Below are 19,362 nucleotides of genomic sequence, written 5' to 3'. Positions count from 1 at the left end.
GACTAAAGTAATCCGGATCGCGTTTCTTGTCAAGAATAATTATTCGAAAGAGTAAAGTTAATTGAGGAGTATCCGATCTCTGAAAATGAGAATACCAAAAGCCAGGGCCGCCTTGTGCGCCAGTTTCTCGACGATTGTGTGACACTGAGCGCTCGCATCGCGGCTCCCTGCGGCGACCAGCAGAATCACCGTGCGCTGGTCGACAACGACCGGCACCACCAACACATCATCGTCGTTATCCTGATCAAACAATCTTTTGAAATCGGCATTATCCGCCGTTGCAGGCACAGCACCGACCCAGGATTTCCCGCTTGCCACCACTTGTCCCAACACCGAGGATGGCAACAGTGACAATTTGACATGGTCGAAAGCGGGCAATGGTTCACCAAGGCAAGCCGCCCGCCAGCCATCAGCGAGGTGTTCCTTGATAAGGAAAAGGGCTCCGAAACGAAATTCCTGCCCGAGAAAGCGCATCAATGTGTCGGCAATCTGGCGCCGGTGCGTGGCATTTGCCAGTGACTTGGAAAACTCGCTGATCGAGTAACGCTGCATTCGTTCGCGCCAGAGCTCTTCCGCCTCGGCTTCTGCCAAAGCCCGCAACTCCGCTGCATGGGCCTGTTTCTCTGCTTCACGCGCCCGTTGTGCCTGCTCATTTTTGCGTTGCTCCGCTTCGCGCGCCTGCCGTTCTTCCTCGCGCGTCAGCTCTTCCTGTTCGCGTTCGCGGCGCTCGGTTTCGAGCCGCTCAAAAATACGCTGATAACGCTCGCTGATAGCGAAACCATAGTAGTGGCCAAGCGCCTGAATCAGGCGCACCTCCGGAGCGATCAGTGGCTTGACAACATGACCGGTGATAAAAGCAAGCTCATCGATGACCGCCAGCGCCAGCGGATCGGCCATGGCCATGAACAGGCGCCGATTTTCAACCCGGATCGGTACAATCTGATGTTGAATCGCCAACTCGGCCGGGATCAGAGCAACAACCTGCTGCGCGATATCCAGCAGATCGCCTGGGTCAACGCAAGGAACTGCGAGTTTTTTGCTCAAAAAACGCGCCAGTACAACTTCGTCGATAAAACCGAGTTCGATCAGATTGGTGCCGATGCGACCGCCAAAAAAGACCCGGTTCTGCAGCGCTTCATCACACTGGTTCGGCGTGATCATGCCGGCGTTAAGGAGCATGTCAAGAAGGGTTACGGCCATAAATCTTCCCCGTTGTCAACTGTGGTTGTCCGGGCTCAAGTCAAAGGCGGAAGATGCCCTTTACTGGTACGGTTGAACCATTCAATAAAGAGTGGTATCCCCTCTTCCACCTTGACCTGCGGCACATACCCCAGCACCGCTTGCGCCTTGGTGATATCGGCATAGGTACAGTCCACATCCCCCGGTTGCAGCGGTAGCCGGTTCAAGACCGCCGGTTTGTCGAGTGCCTGCTCCAGCAATCCAACCAACCGTGCCAGAGTGACCGTCTGCGCCTCGCCGAGGTTGAAGATATCGTAGCACGGCAGATCCTGCTCCAGCCAGCGCAATGCACCGAGAATCCCCAGCAAGGTATCGCTAACGTAGGTGTAATCGCGGCGGCTGCTGCCATCACCGAAGAATGGTAACGGCTGATCAGCCGCCAGCAGCCGGGTAAATTTGTGAATCGCCAGATCGGGACGCTGGCGCGGTCCGTAAACGGTAAAGAAACGCAGGCAGGCAACCGACAACTGATAAAGATGATGATAGTTGTGACAGAACAATTCCCCGGCTTTTTTGGTGACCGCGTAAGGAGAGATCGGTCGATCAACCGGGTCGACTTCGGCAAACGGCACCTTTTTATTATTGCCGTAAACCGACGAAGATGACGCAAAGGCGATACGCTTGACCCGCCAGGTGCGGCACGCTTCAAGAATATTCAGGGTGCCGCCGATATTGACCTCGTTGTAGAGACGCGGGTTGTCGATCGATGGCCGTACGCCGGCCATCGCCGCGAGATGGACCACGGTGCAGCATTCGGGGGACATGTTCAAGGCAGTAAACGCCTGGTCGACATCGGTCATCACCCGGATATCGCCCTCGACCGTCACCAGCTCGCCACTGCTCGCCGCAGCGCAACGTTCAATCGCAGCAAGATTGGCGCGCTTTTGCTGCGGAGCATAAAAGTCGTTGAAGTTGTCAAGAATCACCACGCGTTTCCCCTGCTTGAGCAAGGCTTCACAGAGGTGAGAGCCGATGAACCCGGCCCCGCCGGTGACCAGTAGTGCGGCGCTATCGATCATGACTGTTTCCTGACCACCGGACTGAGCTTGAACTCTTTGCGCATGATTTTTACCGCCTGGTCGGCTGCCGCTTTGCCGACGAAGGGCCCCGAATAGACCCGGAACCATTGCCCTTTATCACCCAGGTCAGCGGCCTGTACGAAGGTTGCAATCTGCAATTTATGCATCTTTTTTGCCAGGGCCTCGGCCCCGACCCGCTCACGGAACGAAGCGGCCTGCACCAGATAGAGAGTGGTGTCCGGCGCTGAAGTTACCCCCTCTTTCACCGTCGATGTGGCCACCGGCACAACTGCCGGTGCGGTTGTTTTGTTCACTTCAGCGACGACTACTGCTGGTTTCACCACAGCGGGCGTGGGCGCCTTGAGTGCCGCCGGTTCAGTCCCCGGCGGTGGCGGGTTGATGCCGCTACCCAGAGGGGTCTGCTCGCCGCGCGGCAGATTGTTGTAAAATGTCAGCTGATCACCGACCGGATCGGCCGGGTTCCCCGTCGGCGGCAAAATCGCCACCCGCGGTGGTGCCGTGATTTCCGGTTCACTGTCGTTGCTTCCAACCATCACACCAAACACAAAACTGAGCGCCGCAACGGCAACAAACGCCAGCGCCAGCAACCCCCGGCGTTTTTCACGCCCCCCTGCACGGGTAACCACAACACGTCGCGCCATGCTGCCCCCTACATCCGTTCCGGCGCGGAGACGCCGAGCAGGCCGAGAGCGTTGGCCAGCACAATTCTCACACTGTTGACCAGATAGAGGCGGGCATGGCTGGTTGCCGGATCATCACCGATGATCCGGCACTTGTTGTAGTAACTGTGGAAGAGCGTTCCCAACTCCTGAAGATAGTAAACCACCCGGTGCGGTTCGAGACTTTCGGCCGCCCCCGCAACCGTTTCAGGAAAACGCGCCAACAACTTTGCCAGGCTCACCTCTTCGGGAAGTTGCAAGTGGGTAAAATCGACCTGCGCGGCAGTCGGCACGGTCATCCCCAGCTCTGCCGCAGTGCGATTGATACTACAAACGCGCGCATGGGCATACTGGACATAGTAGACCGGATTGTCATTGCTCTGCTGCTTCGCCAACTCCAGATCAAAATCAAGCGGGCTGTCGGAACGCCGCATCAGAAAGAAATAACGGCAGGCATCGCTACCAACCTCATCGATAACATCACGCAGCGTCACAAATTCACCCGAACGTTTGCCCATCGCCACCGGCTGCCCGTCACGCAGCAGGTTGACCATCTGAATCAGCAACACCCGCAGGTCGTCCGGTTCGTGGCCAAGTCCCTCCAGTACCGCTTTCATTCGCGGTACATAGCCATGGTGGTCAGCACCCCAAACGTCGATCACCCGGCTGAAGCCGCGCTCAAACTTTTCCATGTGATAGGCAACATCGGAAGCAAAATAGGTCGGCATCCCGTCAGAACGGATCAGCACCCGATCCTTATCGTCACCGTAGGTGGTGGTGCGAAACCAGAGCGCCCCGTCCTGCTCAAAGGTCAGCCCCTTGTCGCGCAGCGTATTCAACTCGGTCTGCACCAGGTCGCGATCGTAAAGGCTTTTTTCGCTGTACCAGTTGTCAAATCGAACCCCGAATGTCTGAAGATCGCGCTTGATCCAGGCAATCACGTACTCCATACCGAAGCGACCACACACCTCAATCGCCTCAGCCTCCGCCAGGCGGAGCGCGGCATCCCCCTGTGCGGCGCGCAATTTGACTGCGATATCGCGAATATAATCGCCATGATAGCCGTCCTCGGGGAACTCGATCGTCGCGCCGCACAACTCACGCAACCGCATCCAGATCGAACGCCCGAGAATCACCACCTGATTCCCCGCATCGTTGATATAGTATTCGCGTTGCACAGCGTAACCGGCAGCCGCCAGCATCCGGGCGGCGGCATCCCCCGTGGCCGCGCCACGGCCATGGCCGATGTGGAGCGGCCCGGTCGGGTTGGCACTGACAAATTCGATCTGTACCTTCGCCCCGCCACCAACCTCACTGCACCCGTAACGCTCCCCCTGGGTGATGATCTCATCGAGAACGGCATACCAGCAGTTTTGCGCAAGATGGAAGTTGATAAAGCCTGGCCCGGCAATGTCCAGCCGGTCCCACAGACCGTCACCCCTGTCCAGCGCCGCGACCAGAATCTCCGCAATCTTGCGCGGTGCCTGTTTTTCAGCGCGGGCCAGCGCCAGCGCGACGTTCACGGCAAAATCACCGTGTTCCGAATGTGCCGGAATTTCGACAACAAAATGAGGGTATTCGCCGGAGTTCAGGGAGCCTTCGGCATAGCAGCGCTTGAGCGCGTTATTTACACAGGTTCTAAGCCGTTCCTTCATGGGTCACTTCTTCTTTGCTAAGATCGATTTTGATCGATTGTTGATGAGTTCTTTTTCAGCCATTATCTTAAATAACAACAACGGTGCATGCTAGCTCTTCCGCAACAAAACTGTCAAGCCGTGTAAACGCACACAACAAAAAACCCCGACGCTGGCCGGGGCACAAAATATACTGCTTGATTCGCTGACACCGCCGAAAATACTATTTACGCGGCACCTCGTCGCGGGCAAACTGGTAAACGATTTCATCCTCACGCACCATCCCGAGTTCTTTCCGGGCAATCGATTCGAGGTAATTACAATCATGCAGCAGTGACTGGATTTCCTGGCGCTGGCGGTCATTTTCAGCCCGTAACGCGGTGACCTTGTGCGCCAGCTCGGTGCGATAAAGACCGGTCTTGTACGCAGCAACCAGACCACGATCTCCAGAGAGAGCCTGAACAACGATCATCGCCAGCAACACATACTGCCAGCGTGACCAGCCAAACCGTCCCCGTTGCGCTTGTTGCGGTGCGTTAACCATGCACATCCCGTCATGAAGAAAAACCCGGCATCCCCAAAGCTTTGAAGATGCCGGGGCCCCTGCTGCTATTCCAGACTCACCAGATCGCGAAATTTCTCCAGCGACTTTTTGCCAATCCCTTTGACTCTCAATAATTCATCAACAGAGCTGAATTTGCCGTGTTCTTCACGGTAGGAAAAAATTTGCTCCGCAGTCACCTTACCGACCCCCGGCAGGGCTTTAAGCTCCTGCACGGTCGCGGTATTCAGGTTAACTGTTGCCACTTTGGCTGCGGCCAGTTGATTCTCGGCCAAAGGCTTATCGGCCGACACTCCCAGCGACGGCAAGCCGACCAGCAACACACTCAGTAACAAACCAACAAATAGTCTTTTCATTTTACCCTCCATCGAGGTTAGGTTATTGGTGACCTAAGCGACCCGACCCGTCGTCCCCTCACTGACCTCCTTTCGTCGCGGACGCGACGTATCGGGGCGGTTAAGCCCCGGAGATAAGGGCAATTTAATCACAGTGAGCGGCAACAGGTCAACAAAATTCCCACCTCTGCCAAAAGCCACTTGCGGTCAGGGGCGTCACCATAATCATGCCGTCACTGCAACCAGACGCATCATTCCCGACTTCCCCCCTGGCGGCGACTGTGCTATAACAGCGCCATGCTGCAATTGAGAAATATTACCAAACATTTTGCCGACCGGGCAATCTTCGACAACATCGACTGGCATGTTCGTCCGACCGATAAAATCGGCCTGTGCGGCGAGAACGGCGCGGGGAAAACGACCCTGCTCAAACTTCTTGCCGGGCGCTACGAATACGACGGCGGTGCGGTGCAGGCGGCGAAGGGGACAACCTTCGGATATCTGCCGCAGGAAGGGCTTAACCACACCGGCAGCTCGCTCTTTGAGGAAGTACGTTCGGCGCTCGCCGAGCTGCTCGCATTGGAGCAGGAACTCGGTTGCCTTGAAAAGCGAATATCGACCGACCACCGGCAAGCCGACATGGATCGCTACGCCGAGGCGCAAGAGCTTTTCAAGCAGCGCGGCGGCTATGAGATAGAAGCGGAAATCGGCAAGATCCTCAAAGGGCTCGGCTTCAGTGAAGATGATTGGGGGAAGCCGTGCGCGCACTTTTCCGGCGGCTGGCAGATGCGTATCGCCCTTGCCAAACTGCTCCTGCAACGCCCCACCCTGCTCCTCCTCGACGAACCGACCAACCATCTCGACCTCCCCGCTCGCGAGTGGCTCGAAGCCTATCTGATCAGCTACCCGCACGCCGTCATCCTGGTTTCCCATGACCGCTACTTTCTCGACCGGGTGGTCAGCCGGATCGTTGAAATCTGGAACGGCAAGCTGACCGAGTACCCCGGAAATTACAGTCGATATCTGATCGAACGCGAACGGCGGGTCGCGGAGCTGCAAGCGGCCAAAGCACGTCAGGATGAAGAAATCGCCAAAACCGAGGCGTTCATCAACAAATTTCGCTTCAATGCCAACAAAGCCGCGCTGGTGCAGAGCCGCGTCAAGCAACTGGAAAAAGTGGAGCGGATCATTGCCCCCCCGGCCCGCAAACGCATCTATTTTCGTTTTCCCGATCCGCCCAAGGGCGGTCGTACCGCCGTTGAGCTACACGCCGCAGCCCAGCACTACGGCGAGCTGAAGGTCCTTGACGAGATCAATCTGAGCGTTGAAAAAGGGGAACGCATCGCCCTGGTTGGTGCCAACGGTGCAGGCAAATCAACCTTGATGCGGATGTTGTCGGGGGTCGAACTTCCGCTACACGGCAAGCGCGTTGAAGGACATAACCTGCAGCTGGCCTACTTTGCCCAGGATCAGGCCCGCACCCTCGACGGAGACAAAAGTGTGCTGGAGCAGATCAGCGCGGCGGCGCCATTCGACATGGTGCCCCGACTGCGCGACATCCTCGGCACCTTCCTCTTCTCCGGCGACGATGTGCATAAACGTGTCAAGGTTCTCTCCGGCGGGGAACGTAACCGGCTGGCCCTGGCGATGCTGCTGCTGCGTCCGGCCAACCTGCTGCTCCTTGACGAACCAACCAACCACCTCGACCTGCAATCAAAAGCGGTCCTGCTCGACTCCCTCAAGCACTTCAAAGGCACACTGGTTTTTGTTTCCCACGATCGTTATTTCGTCGACAAACTGGCGACGCGGGTCATCGAGGTCGGTGATGGCCGCGCGACCGCGCACCTCGGCAACTATGCCGATTTTTTGCGTACCAAGGAACGCGGTGGCGACCTCAGCCACTCACGGCAGCGCGTGGAACAGCGTGACGGTGACTCGCGCGAGAATGAACCCGCCGCCGACAAGGACGAGCGGCGTCGCGACCACGCCGTTCGCAAAGATGCCCAGCGCGCCGAGAAAAAACGGCAGAAGGAACTTGAACAGTTGGAAGCGACAATCGAGCGCAAGGAAGGTGAACAAGCAGCGCTGGAACAGCAGATGGCCGACCCGGCACTCTATCAGGACGCCGTGCGCTGGCGCACCACCTCGGCGGCTTACGAAACGCTCAAGGATGAGTTGACAGCACTTTACACCCGCTGGGAAGATTTACAGCTCGCCGCAACCGGATAATCGCACCCGTTCGACAAAGGGGAATACCGATGCGCAACGCCCCGTTCGTCATCACCGTCGCCAGCGAAAAAGGGGGCGTCGGCAAAACCACCATCGCCACCAATCTCGCCGTCTACATCAAAGCCTTGCGCGAGGATCTGCCGGTCACCATCGCATCGTTCGACAACCATTTCAGCGTTGACAACATGTTCGCCATCGGTCGCCATCCAGGGCATTCGGTGGCCGCGTTTTTTGGAGCCGAACCCGCCGAAGAGCTGGTCACCCTCGGCGAATACGGCGTGCAATACTTCACCTCCGAGCGCAACCTGACGCCTCCTGACGATGATCACCGCACCCTCGATCGCGCCCTCCTTTGCTCGGAACTTGACGGCATTCTGATCCTCGACACCCGTCCGATTCTCGACTACTTCACCCGCAGTGCCCTGCTCGCTGCCGACCTTGCCCTGGTGCCGATCAAGGATCGTCCCTCACTGGTCAACGCGGCGTCGTTACGGGCGCTGCTGAGCGCCGACGGCGGCGATCCGGCGGCGCTCTGGATCATCCCGAGCCTGATCGATGCGCGGCTCAAATTACGTGAAAACATCGGCATGCACGAATTCCTTGTCGATTCCGCCCGCGAACGGGAGTATCAGGTGATCGACGCCTTCATTCCGAAGAGTCCCAAGGTCGAGAGCCTGACCACCAACTTCGCCAGCCGGATTTACCCGGTCCTGACCCACGCCCGGTCCACCAGCGCCCATCTGCAATTCAAAGCATTGGCAGATTTTGTTCTTGAGCGCTTCGATGCTGCTCCGGCAAAATGCGCGCCACCCCCCGACCTCTCGGGACGCCAGCGCCGCCTGCTACTCGAATGCCCCGGCTGTGCCCGACAGGCCGCCGGAGATGAAGGAATTTTCTGGCACGACCTGCGCAGTCGTCAACGCGGATTCATTCACCCCGACTGCTTCTGGTCACTTTTTTTCGAAAGCACAATGGAAATCGAGATGACCCCCGAAATGCATCTGGTTATCCGCGTCGAAGGGGCGGGACTGTTCGGTGGTGCAACGGAATATCATCTGCACCTGTTCTCCGCCGCAGGGGAGGAATTAAGCCGCAGCCAACTGCCGGAAAAGGACCGTCTGCTCGCGGTGCTGCGCAGTGTCACCGGGCGCGTGCCCACAGAATTCTACCGCGAAGTAGTTATCTTCCATCTCACCGGCAACCCCCCACGCAACGGACTGCACGACCTGGAATACCGCCGACTCGGCACGCTGCGGCGACAATTGACACGATCGGTTCTGGAACGAGAAAAATAATCGCCCCGTCCTGCCCACGCGACCTGCCACGCAAGCAGACCAGCGGTCCTTTGGAAAATTATTCATCATTACGCAAGGCCAATACATAGCGATAGACTTCATCGCTCGGCACACCGAATTCTTTGGCAATAAACTTCACACTCTGCTTCGGGGTTTCAGCGCCAGCGGCCAACCGCTCTCGCAAGCTTTCCCGCCAGTTATCGGCAGAGACCACCACGGGCGCGGCGCCAAGCAACAGAACAATCTCGCCGCGGACCTTTTCCCGTGCGGAAAACTCTGTCAGCACCTCCCGCACCGGGCCACGTACCACTTCCTCATGAATTTTGGTCAGTTCGCGCACCACCACTACCTCGCACTCCGGACCGAGAATGTCGTGAAGGTCGGTCAAAGCCTTGAGCAGACGATGGGGAGTCTCATAGCAGACGGTGGTGCGTTGTTCGCCACGTAGCCCCTCCAGCACCTTGCTGCGGGCAGATGCCTTGGCAGGCAAAAAGCCGAGGAACTGAAAACTGTCGGTCGGCAAACCGGCAACCGACAATGCAGCAATGATCGCGGACGGGCCGGGCACCGCAGCAACAGGCAACCCCGCCGCGCGTACGGCGCTGATCAGACGGTAGCCGGGATCGGCAATCGTCGGCGTACCGGCATCGGAAATCAACGCGATCGATTTTCCCGCAGTGAGTTGATCGATAAGGTTGGCGGTTTTGTCGCGTTCGTTGTGTTCGTGGAAAGCGACCATGGTTGTAGTGATCGCGAAGTGGTTCAGCAGCTTGCGGCTGTGACGGGTATCTTCGGCGGCAATCAGATCGACCTCCTTGAGGATCCGCAGGGCACGCAGGGTGATATCTTCAAGATTGCCGATCGGCGTGGCAACAACGTAGAGGGTGCCGCTCATGACAGTTCGTTCAATTCCCGGAGCCACAAGTCCGCAACGGCGTCACTCGGCATGCGCCAGTCGCCGCGCGGCGACAACGCCACACTACCGATCTTCGGCCCGTCGGGGAGGCAGGAGCGTTTGAACTGCTGGCTGAAAAAACGCTGGTAGAAGATGCCTAACCAGTGCTTGAGCACCGCCGGCGGATAATCATCGCCGAACGCCTGCGCCGCGAGGAACAGCACCTTGCGCGGCGCAAACTGCATGCGCACCACCTGAAAAAGGAAAAAATCGTGCAGTTCGTAAGGCCCGACCGTCTCTTCAGTCTTCTGGGAAATCTCACCAGACGCGTTCGGGGGGAGCAATTCGGGAGACACCGGCGTCGCCGCGATATCGTACAGAATCGCGGCAATCGCGGCGGAAAATTCCGCCTCGGCACACCAGTCGATCAGATAGCGAACCAGTGTTTTCGGGACCCCGGCGTTGACCCCGTACATCGACATATGGTCGGCATTGTAGGTACACCAGCCAAGCGCCAGTTCCGACAGGTCACCGGTGCCGATGACAATCCCGCCACTCTGGTTGGCGATATCCATCAGAATCTGGGTGCGCTCGCGCGCCTGGGCATTTTCAAAAACAACATCATGCTTGTTGGGATCGTGGCCAATATCAGCAAAATGCTGGCTGACCGCCGGGCCGATCGGCACGGTGCGCAGGGTGACACCGAGCAGTTCAGCCAACTGTTCAGCGTTGTTCCGGGTCCGTTGTGTCGTCCCCGGACCGGGCATCGTCACCGCGACAATATCGTGCAGATCCTTGCCCAGTCGGGCAAACGATTTGACCGTCACCAGCAGCGCCAGGGTCGAATCAAGCCCTCCCGAAATTCCGATGACCGCACTGCGCGCCGCCGTATGGTCGAGCCGCCGGGAAAGCGCCGTCGTCTGGATAGCAAAGACATCGCGACAACGTTGCGCACGCTCGGTCACCCCCGCTGGAACGAACGGGGTGCGCGCCACAGCGCGTTCCAGTTGTCGGGCAGAATCGCCCCCCAAGTGCAGTGGCAGACGGCGAAAAACCGTGTCGCTGGTCGCGGCATCGGCAAAACTGTTATTGCGGCGGCGTTCGTTGTTGAGCCGCTCGACATCGATATCGGCAACCGTTAACTGGGCGGAGAATTCGAAACGCGCGCTTTCGTTGAGCAGCACCCCGTTCTCGGCAATCAGTGAATGTCCGGCGTAGACCAGATCGGTCGTCGATTCCCCCGCTCCGGCCGAAGCATAGAGATAGGCCGCCAGACAGCGCCCTGATTGAGAACGCACCAATTCGCGGCGATAGGCCTCTTTGCCAAGGGTTTCGGGGCTGGCGGAAAGGTTGATCAGCACGGTCGCTCCAGCGGCCGCCTGCGCGGCGCTGGGCGGAGTCACCGCCCAGAGATCTTCACAGATTTCTACCCCGACGGTGCAACCGGGGAGTTCAGCGGCAGTAAAGAGCAGGTCGGTGCCGCAGGGAACCGCGCAATCACCGGCCAGGATGGTCCTGTTGTGCAGCTCGCGCGCCGAGGAAAACCAGCGTTCTTCGTAAAACTCCTGGGTATTCGGAAGATACGTTTTCGGTACCGCGCCCAGCACTCGCCCCCCCGCCAGCACCACCGCGCAGTTGAACAGCCGCCCGTCCTGCACCAGCGGCGCACCGACCGCCAGCGCCGGGCCGCCGTCAGCAGTCACTGCCGCCAATTCAGTCAGTGCCGGGTGAACCGCCGCCAGCAGCGCGGTCTGATAAAAGAGATCGGCACAGGTGTAGCCGGTCAGGCACAACTCGGGGAAGACCACCAGACGGCAACCGTGCGCGCCGGCCTGGGCAGCCAGGGTCTTTAACGCGGCGACATTAAACGCAACATCGGCGACGCGCAGGGGGGGGGTTGCAACAGCAACGCGACAAAAGCCCAAAGAATTCAGCGAGGTCAACATACGACTCAGTCCTTGTCAAAAAAAGATGCGGATGGGATATGCGCATCAGCGTACCCAGAATAAAAGCACCGGAGATCATCAGGGCATGGCAAACGCGTCGGGGATGTGCTCGATAACCGGCGACGTGCCATAGCGGATGGCGATAACATCAAAACGCAGAGGCAGGCCACGCACCTTTTCCGCCACCAGATACCACTGCGCGGCGCGGATGATCTGCCGCTGTTTGCGTGGTCCGACCGCTTCCTGCGGGGTGCCGAAATAATTCCCGCGACGGGTCTTGACCTCGACAAAAATCAACGTGGCTTTGTCGCGCGCAATAATATCAACTTCCCCCACCGGGGTGCGATAATTGCGCACCACGATGCGCAATCCCTGTGCCTGCAACCACTGTGCAGCCTGATCTTCCCCCCACTGCCCGAGGGCCAGACGTGCCTCTGTCATGAGCCAGCCAGATGCTCGCGCACCCCGCGAAACGTTTTGCGGTGAATCGGGCAGGGGCCAAGTTCGGCAATCGCCGCCAGGTGCTGCTGACTGCCGTACCCTTTATGCTGAGCAAAACCATAGCCGGGAAAACGCCGGTCGTAGTTGACCATCAGTCGATCGCGCACCACTTTGGCAATCACCGAAGCCGCCGCGATCGACACGGATCGTGCATCCCCTTTTTTTAACGGCAGCTGCGGGATTGCCGTCGGCAGCCGTGATATCCCGTCGACGAGCAGATAATCCGGTGTGCAGCGCAGCCGCCCGACCGCCCTGACCATCGTGCGCAAGGTCGCTTGCAGGATATTGATGCGCTCAATCTCGTCGGGCCACCCCAGCGCCACCCCAACCGCGCGCGCCTGACGACGAATCTCCACAAACAGGCGTTCCCGTTCCCGTTCACTCAATTGTTTCGAATCGGTCAACCCCGGCAGTTCGAACCGGGCAGGCAGAATAACCGCCGCCACGGCCACCGGCCCGGCCAGCGGGCCCCGCCCGGCCTCATCGATCCCCGCAACACAGCGATACCCCTGGCGCAGTGCCTGGCTTTCAAAGTGCAGCATCGAGGGCGATTCGGTTGGGAAGAGAGGTAAAGTCATCGCGTAAAAAAACTTTCAACTGGATTTAACTGCCGGTTAATGTTATATAATGACGGATTTTTTGTCATAATCCAATTTTAAAAGGAGGAAACAGTCTATGTTATCCGGATTTTTTTCTGTACTGCTGGTCGTCTTTTATCTGATTTTCATGATTGACTGGAACGAGTTTCGCGCCGTGATGAAACAGGGTGGATGGGGGACGATCTGTATCTTTCTGCTGCTTGGTACGGCCATTGTCTATATTATCGCCTGTCCCGAGTCGGGAACCCACGCCGCAAACATGGCCCCGCATCACTGATTGATGGCGTCGCAAAAAGTCCGCCCTACTGCGTTACGCTGGTTTTTCAGGACCTCGACCTACCTGATGCAGGCCTTCACCCCTGAAAAACCACCAAGCCTTAATGGCGTCGCAAAAAGTCCGCCCTACTGTGTTACGCTGGTTTTTCAGGACCTCGACCTACCTGATGTAGGCCTTCGCCCCTGAAAAGCCACCAAGCCTTGGAGGACGAAATTTTTGCTTAGCCATCCTTTGAGTTTTTGCGAGAGCATCATCACTGATTAAAGATTGAAAATTTCTCCAGCTGATACAAGAAAAGCCCCGACGTCAACCGCCGGGGCTTTTCTATCAACAGACACGCACTATCACGCGTAACGCTTCTCGCGAATCCGCGCGGCCTTGCCCTGCAACTTGCGCAAGTAATAGAGCTTGGCGCGGCGTACGCGACCAATCGTCACCCGCTCAATCTTGTCGATCGCCGGTCCATGCAGGGGGAAGATCCGTTCGACGCCAACCCCGCCGGAAATCTTCCGGACCGTGAAGGACGAGCCGACGCCGGCGTTGACCCGCTTGATGCAAACCCCCTGAAAAACCTGAATCCGCTCTTTATCGCCTTCCACAATCCGCACATGAACCCGCAAGGTATCACCAGCTTTGAATGCCGTGATCCCTTTTTTCATCTGCTCCAGTTCCAAACTGTTGATGATATTCATCATATCCTCCTCTATTGCGATCCGTTTCGATGACTCGCTAACGCGTTGGTGATATTTACACTGTCTCTGCCGCGGGCGCTGCCAGCAAGCGATCAAGGATGATTGCCACGGCAGAGCGCACCGGTAAATGATTATAATCTCCACCCCCCTGTACCGGTTCCAGCACCGGCCAGTTGTGTGCGAAAAAGCTGTCGGCCAACCCCCAGCCGGTGCCGAACAACAGGAGCAACGGCTGCTGTTCACGCAATGCCCGACAGGCCTGAACGGAGAGACCGTCGGTACGCCGCGCCCCGGTCAAAACGGGCAGCGGTGCGGCGTGTGTCAACGCGGCAAAATCAGCCAGCGCCGCGGCAACATCGGCAACCACCCGAACCAGCGCCAACGCCTCGGCCCGATCCGGATTATAGCTTGCCCCGTACCCGGTTTGCCAATGCGCCAAAATACGCTCGACAACACGTACCTGCTCCGCTGCCGGGGTCACCAGATAATAACGGGCGACGCCATAAGTGCGGGCGGTGCGCGCGATATCATGGATATCCAGATTGGTCACCGCCGAGGTGATCACATCCCCGTGCTTATCGAGCACCGGATAATGGATCAATGCCAGCGCCAGCGGAGCGGCCATCAGCCATCCTCGCCTTCGCGCCGCACTTCAGCCAGCAGCTGTGCGTCGCTGGCACTCAAGACCGCGCTGTCGAGCAGTTCCGGACGCCGTTGCAATGTCCGGCGCAGCTGCTCCCGACGCCGCCAGCGGGCAATCTCGCCATGATTTCCCGAGAGCAAAATATCCGGCACCCGCTGACCGGCAAATTCGACCGGGCGCGTATAGTGCGGGAACTCCAGCAGGCCGTCACTGAACGAATCATCCGCCGCACTCCCGGTGCTGCCCAGCACCCCTGGTGCCAGCCTGGCCACCGCGTCGATCATTGTCATCGCCGCCAGTTCACCGCCAGTCAGGACAAAATCACCGAGTGAATATTCGGCATCGACCATCCCCCGGACGCGTTCGTCAAACCCCTCATAGCGACCGCAGACAAAGATCAAACCTGGCTCATCAGCAAGTCGTTCAGCTGCACGCTGGTCAAACGGACGCCCCTGGGGGGTCATCAGCAACACCGGCGCCGATCGATTCAGTTGGCGCAAATCAGACAACGCCCGGGCAACCGGCTCCGGCTTGATCACCATTCCGGCGCCGCCACCGTAGGGCGTGTCATCGGTCGTTTTATGTTTCCCGGTGGCCCAGTCACGCAGATTGTGGGTCACCAGCGCGATCAAGCGACGCTCAAGTGCTTTGCCGAGAATACTGTCAGCAAAGGGGGAAACAAACATCGCCGGGAAGAGGCTCAGGACATCAAAGCGCAGCAACGTCCGGCACCAGCCCGTCGGGCAAATCGACCCGCATGGTCTTTGCCTGGCGGTCGATATCACGCACAAATTGTTTCACCGCCGGGATCATGACTTCACCAAATGGCCCGTTCACGACATAGACATCATGCGCCGCAGTCGAAAAAAGCGCGTCGAGACGCCCGATTGTACCGCGACGGCGGTCGATAACGGTCAACCCCTCAAGATCGAACCAGTAATCTTCATCCTCGCCCGCTGGCGGCAGATCGGCATAAGGCATGAAAATCTCGCAACCAACCAGGCGCTGCGCCTCTTCCGGTTGCGCGGCTTCCTTGAAACGCAACAGAATATATTTTTTATGCAACAACGCACGCAACGGCACAAAACGTTCCTGCTTTGCGCCGGGGTGCGCCAACCAGAGCGCTGGTGCCGAGAGCATCATGGTCGAACCATCACTCTGCGGACGCACTTTCAGGTCGCCGCGCAGTCCATGAACTCCGACTACGACACCGACCTGAAATAATTCCTGTTTTGATTCGCCCATCATTCCATGATCTGCAGAGAAGCGCGTTTGCTTTCACGGGTGGCTTTGGCGTTCAGCAAGGTGCGCATCGCCTTGGCCGTGCGCCCCTGTTTGCCGATAATGCGCCCCATGTCTTCGCGTGCTGCGCCGAGCTTGACCAGCACCGAACCATCGGCACCCTGCTCCTGATCAACAACAACTGCAGCAGGGTTTTCCACCAGTGATCTGGCAATGAAGCCAATCATCTCTTTCATCTGGACCGTCCTTCAAAGTCAAACAATGAAGGGAACGAACCTTATGCTTGCGGCTGCTTGAATTTCGCCCAAATCCCGTTAGCGCGCAACAAACGCCGCACCGTATCGGTCGGCTGAGCACCTTTTTGCAGCCAGTCAAGTGTCCGTTCCTCGTTCAGGGTCACCATCGGGGGTTCGGGTTTGGGGTCGTACTGCCCCAGGTTTTCAATAAAACGACCGTCGCGGGGAAACCGCTCGTCGGCAACCACAACCTGATAGAACGGTCTTTTCTTGGCGCCGCCACGGGCGAGTCTGATTTTAACTGACATCTTTTCGTGCCTCCTGATCTGAGAGCCTCACGCTCTATACTGCGAAATACTTTCATGCATTCGTAATTAAATGGTTAAACAAAGATATGATTGTTACCATATCACCTGTCCGGGGTAAAGAAATAAAGTGCCCGAACCGGTCATCCTGACTAAAAGGGGAGGGAGCCGCCCGAGCCGAACATGCCGCGTATCCCTTTGGGCCCCATCTTCTGTAATTTTTTCATCATCTTTTGCGCTTCAGTAAATTTTTTCAACAATTGATTGACGTCCTGCACCCGGGTCCCGCTGCCGTTGGCGATGCGCAGCCGCCGTGAGCCGTTGAGAATCCGGTGGTCGCGACGTTCGCGAACCGTCATCGAATTGATAATCGCTTCAATTTTTTTGAGCTCCTGGTCAGGCAACTGCATATCACCGGCCTGCTTGAGGGCTTTTCCCGCCCCCGGAATCATTTTCAACAGCGATTCCATCGAACCCATTTTTTTCACCGTGCGCAGCTGATCACGAAACATTTCGAGGGTCAACCCCTCCTTGCGCAAGCGTTGTTCCAGCGCCGCTGCTTCGCCCTGATCAAACGCGGCCTCCGCCTTCTCGATCAGCGACAGGACATCGCCCATGCCGAGAATCCGCTGGGCCATGCGATCCGCATGGAAGGTTTCAAGAGCGTCGAGCTTCTCTCCCATGCCGATCAGCTTGATCGGCTTGCCGGTCACCGCGCGAATCGACAACGCCGCACCGCCACGCGCATCGCCGTCGAGCTTGGTCAGCACCACCCCGGTCAACGACAGCCGCTCGTCGAAGCTCTGCGCCACATTCACCGCATCCTGCCCGGTCATGGCATCTGCAACCAGCAGGATCTCGCGCGGGTCGAGCGCCGCCTTGATGCGCCCGAGCTCCCCCATCAACGCATCGTCGATGTGCAGCCGACCGGCAGTATCGAGCAATAATGTATCGAAACCGTGCAACCCGGCATAACGCGCCGCAGCGGTACAGATCCGCACCGGGTCGCTTTCACCCCCGGCATCATAGACCGCAATATCGAGCTGACGGCCAAGGGTGTTGAGCTGTTCAATCGCCGCCGGGCGATAAACATCCGCCGGAACCATCAACGGGTTGCGCTTCTCGCGGCGCAGCTTAAGCGCCAGTTTGCCGCAGGTGGTGGTTTTCCCCGCCCCCTGCAAACCGCACAGCATCACCGCAACCGGCGGTCGTGCGGCAAAATCGAGGCGATTGTCGAGCCCCTCGCCCATCAGCAGGGCCAGCTCCTCGCGCACCACCTTGACCACCTGTTGCGCCGGGGTCAGGCTCTTCAGCACCTCCTGCCCCACCGCCCGCTCACGCACCGCGGCAATGAAATCCTTGACCACCCGGAAATTGACATCGGCTTCGAGCAGCGCCAGCCGCACTTCCCGCAGCGCCTCCTGAATATTTTCCTCACTCAGGTGGCCGCGACCACGCAGCTTCTTAAAGACTCCATCGAGCTTTTCAGAAAGATTGTCAAACATGGTGAAACGTCACGCTCTCCCTTGGTTTTGCGAATTACGCAATATAGATGAGGGTCAAATAGCTGTCAAGGGAAAACGCGGGACGACACTCAAGCTGCGGTCACTGCAAGATACTTGCGCTGCGCATACTGATAACACTCAGCAGGGCACAGCCCGGCTTCGCGCAGCGCCTCCTTGACACGCGCGGCCTCAAGCGGCGTATAACGAATGGCCAGCCCGCAATCGGATGACAGTTGACGCGGCACCGGAATCAGCAGGATATCGATCTTTGCGCGTTTGAGAATCTTTTCCGCCTGCATCACCCGATGCATCGAATGAAAAATAATGACAAAATCTTTATCGCGAACCATATTACCACCCCCCGGCACTCGACCGGAAAAAGCATTTCCGATGACCACACTATCCGCCATATCAGATTGACAGATGACGAATGATCATTGTACCCTGACGCTCTGTTTTATAAATTTAAATCGTATCTGACTGGTCGTATTTTTTGGATTTTACACATTATATGCCCCTGACCGCCTTACTCGGCTTCGCATTTATTGCCAACCTGCCGCTCGGCTATCTGCGCCACGACACCCCAAAATATTCGTGGCGCTGGTTCCTGTATATTCATCTGTCGATCCCCTTCATCATTGCCTTGCGCCTTTATTTCGGGTTTACCTGGAACATCATCCCCGTGACCGTGGCCATGGCCGTGGCCGGGCAGATTATCGGCAGCCGCTGCAAGAAACCGTGAATACGTCAGCGAACGACGGCGAGACACGCCGCTCTCATACCCCTACCGGCATCAGCGAGGTGCTGAACAATTTTTTCGCTCCCCCTGAGCGACAGAAAAAACTGCGCGCTTACCGCCTGTGGCAATTCTGGCATGACGTTGTCGGCCCGCAGATCGCCACCCATGCCCACCCGCTGCGCATCCGCGACGCCATTCTTGAGGTCCGGGTTGACCAGCCGGTATGGATGCAGCAGCTGCAACTGCTCAAACCGCAAATTCTCAAGCGTCTCAACGACCGCCTCGGCGAACAACTGATTGACGACCTGTTCTTCCGCCGCGGGCAGGTTACCCCCCCCGTCAGCCCGCCACCGCCCAAACCGCCGCTGGCGCAATTAACCGCCACCGAACGCGAACACGTTACAGACACCGTGGCCGCCCTGGCAGACGATGACCTGCGCGAAGAGCTTGGCAAGCTGCTGGAACTGCAGATGAGACTCGCAAAAAGTCGTAAAACTTCAGACTGACCAGGCAAACGCGCGGATAATGTTTTCCAGTTGTCAGCGCTGTTCATTTGTCTTATTGTTAACATCGTACAAGATATTTACAGCTCTTTGCTCTTTGCTCTTTGCTCTTTGCTCTTTGCTCTTTGCTCTTTGCTCTTTGCTCTTTGCTCTTTGCTCTTTGCTCTTTGCTCTTTGCTCTTTGCTCTTTGCTCTTTGCTCCTGTCGCCAAATTCGACAGCTTTAAAAACCTTTTCAACCGGCAAGAGAAATTTATGGTCACTCAGCAAGCCTTGCAATCAGCCAT

24 protein-coding genes are annotated in these 19,362 nt (G+C 57.7%); 5 read left to right on the top strand and 19 right to left on the bottom strand.

Annotated features, from left to right (window positions below):
• Positions 1–57: 57 nt before the first annotated feature.
• The 6 genes from K0A93_10370 to K0A93_10345 form a co-directional block, all read right to left on the bottom strand.
• Entirely contained in the window at positions 58–1,200 is a 1,143-nt protein-coding gene (locus K0A93_10370) for a general secretion pathway protein GspE (GenBank protein MBW6512498.1), read from the bottom strand.
• 35 nt (positions 1,201–1,235) lie between these two features.
• Positions 1,236–2,258: a GDP-mannose 4,6-dehydratase gene (locus tag K0A93_10365; protein ID MBW6512497.1), complete on the bottom strand. Its 1,023-nt coding sequence runs from the start codon at positions 2,256–2,258 to the stop codon at positions 1,236–1,238.
• Positions 2,255–2,920, bottom strand: coding sequence for an SPOR domain-containing protein (locus K0A93_10360; protein MBW6512496.1), 666 nt, complete (start codon positions 2,918–2,920; stop codon positions 2,255–2,257). The genes K0A93_10365 and K0A93_10360 overlap by 4 nt, the downstream gene beginning before the upstream one ends.
• 8 nt (positions 2,921–2,928) lie before the next feature.
• A complete protein-coding gene (gene argS, locus K0A93_10355; GenBank protein ID MBW6512495.1) occupies positions 2,929–4,593 on the bottom strand; it encodes an arginine--tRNA ligase in 1,665 nt (554 codons plus the stop codon).
• A gap of 202 nt (positions 4,594–4,795) precedes the next feature.
• Positions 4,796–5,116: a septum formation initiator family protein gene (locus K0A93_10350; GenBank protein ID MBW6512494.1), complete on the bottom strand. Its 321-nt coding sequence runs from the start codon at positions 5,114–5,116 to the stop codon at positions 4,796–4,798.
• Between the two features lie 65 nt (positions 5,117–5,181).
• Positions 5,182–5,490 (bottom strand): helix-hairpin-helix domain-containing protein, encoded by a 309-nt coding sequence (locus tag K0A93_10345; protein ID MBW6512493.1) that lies wholly within the window; start codon positions 5,488–5,490, stop codon positions 5,182–5,184.
• Between the two features lie 276 nt (positions 5,491–5,766).
• On the opposite strand from K0A93_10345, the gene K0A93_10340 reads away from it, so the two are divergent.
• Entirely contained in the window at positions 5,767–7,698 is a 1,932-nt protein-coding gene (locus tag K0A93_10340) for an ATP-binding cassette domain-containing protein (protein ID MBW6512492.1), read from the top strand.
• Between the two features lie 29 nt (positions 7,699–7,727).
• Complete coding sequence (locus K0A93_10335) at positions 7,728–8,993, top strand: ParA family protein (GenBank protein ID MBW6512491.1); 1,266 nt, start codon at positions 7,728–7,730, stop codon at positions 8,991–8,993.
• Positions 8,994–9,051: 58 nt separating this feature from the next.
• Here K0A93_10335 and rsmI read toward each other — a convergent pair whose 3' ends face one another.
• The 4 genes from rsmI to K0A93_10315 all read right to left on the bottom strand — a co-directional run bounded on the left by rsmI (position 9,052) and on the right by K0A93_10315 (position 12,913).
• Positions 9,052–9,888, bottom strand: coding sequence for a 16S rRNA (cytidine(1402)-2'-O)-methyltransferase (rsmI, locus tag K0A93_10330; protein MBW6512490.1), 837 nt, complete (start codon positions 9,886–9,888; stop codon positions 9,052–9,054).
• Complete coding sequence (locus K0A93_10325) at positions 9,885–11,834, bottom strand: NAD(+) synthase (protein MBW6512489.1); 1,950 nt, start codon at positions 11,832–11,834, stop codon at positions 9,885–9,887. Before K0A93_10325 ends, rsmI begins: the two co-directional genes overlap by 4 nt.
• Before the next feature lie 78 nt (positions 11,835–11,912).
• Positions 11,913–12,275: a YraN family protein gene (locus tag K0A93_10320; protein ID MBW6512488.1), complete on the bottom strand. Its 363-nt coding sequence runs from the start codon at positions 12,273–12,275 to the stop codon at positions 11,913–11,915.
• On the bottom strand, positions 12,272–12,913 hold the full coding sequence (locus tag K0A93_10315; GenBank protein ID MBW6512487.1) for a ribonuclease HII: 642 nt from the start codon (positions 12,911–12,913) through the stop codon (positions 12,272–12,274). Before K0A93_10315 ends, K0A93_10320 begins: the two co-directional genes overlap by 4 nt.
• Before the next feature lie 97 nt (positions 12,914–13,010).
• Here K0A93_10315 and K0A93_10310 point away from each other — a divergent pair, with 97 nt between their 5' ends.
• Entirely contained in the window at positions 13,011–13,211 is a 201-nt protein-coding gene (locus K0A93_10310) for a hypothetical protein (protein MBW6512486.1), read from the top strand.
• Positions 13,212–13,555: 344 nt separating this feature from the next.
• Here K0A93_10310 and rplS read toward each other — a convergent pair whose 3' ends face one another.
• From rplS to K0A93_10270, 8 genes are all read right to left on the bottom strand, one after another.
• On the bottom strand, positions 13,556–13,903 hold the full coding sequence (gene rplS, locus K0A93_10305; protein MBW6512485.1) for a 50S ribosomal protein L19: 348 nt from the start codon (positions 13,901–13,903) through the stop codon (positions 13,556–13,558).
• A 55-nt stretch (positions 13,904–13,958) separates the two neighbouring features.
• Positions 13,959–14,528: an RNA methyltransferase gene (locus tag K0A93_10300; protein ID MBW6512484.1), complete on the bottom strand. Its 570-nt coding sequence runs from the start codon at positions 14,526–14,528 to the stop codon at positions 13,959–13,961.
• Positions 14,528–15,265, bottom strand: a complete 738-nt coding sequence (gene trmD / locus K0A93_10295; GenBank protein MBW6512483.1) for a tRNA (guanosine(37)-N1)-methyltransferase TrmD — start codon at positions 15,263–15,265, stop codon at positions 14,528–14,530. Before trmD ends, K0A93_10300 begins: the two co-directional genes overlap by 1 nt.
• Positions 15,255–15,794: a ribosome maturation factor RimM gene (rimM, locus tag K0A93_10290; protein ID MBW6512482.1), complete on the bottom strand. Its 540-nt coding sequence runs from the start codon at positions 15,792–15,794 to the stop codon at positions 15,255–15,257. The genes trmD and rimM overlap by 11 nt, the downstream gene beginning before the upstream one ends.
• Positions 15,791–16,024 carry a KH domain-containing protein gene (locus tag K0A93_10285; protein ID MBW6512481.1) on the bottom strand — a complete coding sequence of 78 codons (234 nt, stop codon included), beginning with the start codon at positions 16,022–16,024 and terminating at the stop codon, positions 15,791–15,793. Before K0A93_10285 ends, rimM begins: the two co-directional genes overlap by 4 nt.
• 41 nt (positions 16,025–16,065) lie before the next feature.
• Positions 16,066–16,332 carry a 30S ribosomal protein S16 gene (gene rpsP, locus K0A93_10280; protein MBW6512480.1) on the bottom strand — a complete coding sequence of 89 codons (267 nt, stop codon included), beginning with the start codon at positions 16,330–16,332 and terminating at the stop codon, positions 16,066–16,068.
• A gap of 149 nt (positions 16,333–16,481) precedes the next feature.
• Entirely contained in the window at positions 16,482–17,834 is a 1,353-nt protein-coding gene (gene ffh / locus K0A93_10275) for a signal recognition particle protein (GenBank protein ID MBW6512479.1), read from the bottom strand.
• Positions 17,835–17,923: 89 nt separating this feature from the next.
• Positions 17,924–18,184, bottom strand: coding sequence for a DUF3343 domain-containing protein (locus K0A93_10270; GenBank protein ID MBW6512478.1), 261 nt, complete (start codon positions 18,182–18,184; stop codon positions 17,924–17,926).
• A gap of 161 nt (positions 18,185–18,345) precedes the next feature.
• On the opposite strand from K0A93_10270, the gene K0A93_10265 reads away from it, so the two are divergent.
• Together K0A93_10265 and K0A93_10260 are read left to right on the top strand one after the other, a co-directional pair.
• The gene (locus K0A93_10265) at positions 18,346–18,576 is read left to right on the top strand and encodes a hypothetical protein (GenBank protein MBW6512477.1); all 231 of its coding nucleotides are present in this window, start codon (positions 18,346–18,348) and stop codon (positions 18,574–18,576) included.
• Positions 18,573–19,079 carry a DUF721 domain-containing protein gene (locus tag K0A93_10260; protein ID MBW6512476.1) on the top strand — a complete coding sequence of 169 codons (507 nt, stop codon included), beginning with the start codon at positions 18,573–18,575 and terminating at the stop codon, positions 19,077–19,079. Before K0A93_10265 ends, K0A93_10260 begins: the two co-directional genes overlap by 4 nt.
• 77 nt (positions 19,080–19,156) lie before the next feature.
• On the opposite strand, the gene K0A93_10255 is transcribed toward K0A93_10260, so the two are convergent.
• Positions 19,157–19,354: a hypothetical protein gene (locus tag K0A93_10255; protein ID MBW6512475.1), complete on the bottom strand. Its 198-nt coding sequence runs from the start codon at positions 19,352–19,354 to the stop codon at positions 19,157–19,159.
• Positions 19,355–19,362 lie beyond the last annotated feature (8 nt).

The organism is Desulfuromonadaceae bacterium (assembly GCA_019429445.1).
GTDB lineage: Bacteria > Desulfobacterota > Desulfuromonadia > Desulfuromonadales > JAHYIW01 > JAHYIW01.
The sequence above is the reverse complement of the archived record's forward strand: the minus strand, read 5'-3'. Positions and strand labels throughout refer to the sequence as shown.

Bases quoted from the DNA above. Each gene is read 5' to 3' on its own strand.
- K0A93_10370 (MBW6512498.1), bottom strand. From the start codon at position 1,200: ATGGCCGTAACCCTTCTTGACATGCTCCTTAACGCCGGCATGATCACG.
- K0A93_10315 (MBW6512487.1), bottom strand. From the start codon at position 12,913: ATGACTTTACCTCTCTTCCCAACCGAATCGCCCTCGATGCTGCACTTT.
- K0A93_10335 (MBW6512491.1), top strand. From the start codon at position 7,728: ATGCGCAACGCCCCGTTCGTCATCACCGTCGCCAGCGAAAAAGGGGGC.
- K0A93_10270 (MBW6512478.1), bottom strand. From the start codon at position 18,184: ATGGTTCGCGATAAAGATTTTGTCATTATTTTTCATTCGATGCATCGG.
- K0A93_10340 (MBW6512492.1), top strand. From the start codon at position 5,767: ATGCTGCAATTGAGAAATATTACCAAACATTTTGCCGACCGGGCAATC.
- K0A93_10360 (MBW6512496.1), bottom strand. From the start codon at position 2,920: ATGGCGCGACGTGTTGTGGTTACCCGTGCAGGGGGGCGTGAAAAACGC.
- K0A93_10310 (MBW6512486.1), top strand. From the start codon at position 13,011: ATGTTATCCGGATTTTTTTCTGTACTGCTGGTCGTCTTTTATCTGATT.
- rpsP (MBW6512480.1), bottom strand. From the start codon at position 16,332: ATGTCAGTTAAAATCAGACTCGCCCGTGGCGGCGCCAAGAAAAGACCG.
- rimM (MBW6512482.1), bottom strand. From the start codon at position 15,794: ATGATGGGCGAATCAAAACAGGAATTATTTCAGGTCGGTGTCGTAGTC.
- K0A93_10365 (MBW6512497.1), bottom strand. From the start codon at position 2,258: ATGATCGATAGCGCCGCACTACTGGTCACCGGCGGGGCCGGGTTCATC.
- K0A93_10285 (MBW6512481.1), bottom strand. From the start codon at position 16,024: ATGAAAGAGATGATTGGCTTCATTGCCAGATCACTGGTGGAAAACCCT.
- K0A93_10320 (MBW6512488.1), bottom strand. From the start codon at position 12,275: ATGACAGAGGCACGTCTGGCCCTCGGGCAGTGGGGGGAAGATCAGGCT.
- rsmI (MBW6512490.1), bottom strand. From the start codon at position 9,888: ATGAGCGGCACCCTCTACGTTGTTGCCACGCCGATCGGCAATCTTGAA.
- argS (MBW6512495.1), bottom strand. From the start codon at position 4,593: ATGAAGGAACGGCTTAGAACCTGTGTAAATAACGCGCTCAAGCGCTGC.
- K0A93_10265 (MBW6512477.1), top strand. From the start codon at position 18,346: ATGCCCCTGACCGCCTTACTCGGCTTCGCATTTATTGCCAACCTGCCG.
- K0A93_10325 (MBW6512489.1), bottom strand. From the start codon at position 11,834: ATGTTGACCTCGCTGAATTCTTTGGGCTTTTGTCGCGTTGCTGTTGCA.
- ffh (MBW6512479.1), bottom strand. From the start codon at position 17,834: ATGTTTGACAATCTTTCTGAAAAGCTCGATGGAGTCTTTAAGAAGCTG.
- K0A93_10300 (MBW6512484.1), bottom strand. From the start codon at position 14,528: ATGGCCGCTCCGCTGGCGCTGGCATTGATCCATTATCCGGTGCTCGAT.
- K0A93_10350 (MBW6512494.1), bottom strand. From the start codon at position 5,116: ATGGTTAACGCACCGCAACAAGCGCAACGGGGACGGTTTGGCTGGTCA.
- rplS (MBW6512485.1), bottom strand. From the start codon at position 13,903: ATGAATATCATCAACAGTTTGGAACTGGAGCAGATGAAAAAAGGGATC.
- K0A93_10345 (MBW6512493.1), bottom strand. From the start codon at position 5,490: ATGAAAAGACTATTTGTTGGTTTGTTACTGAGTGTGTTGCTGGTCGGC.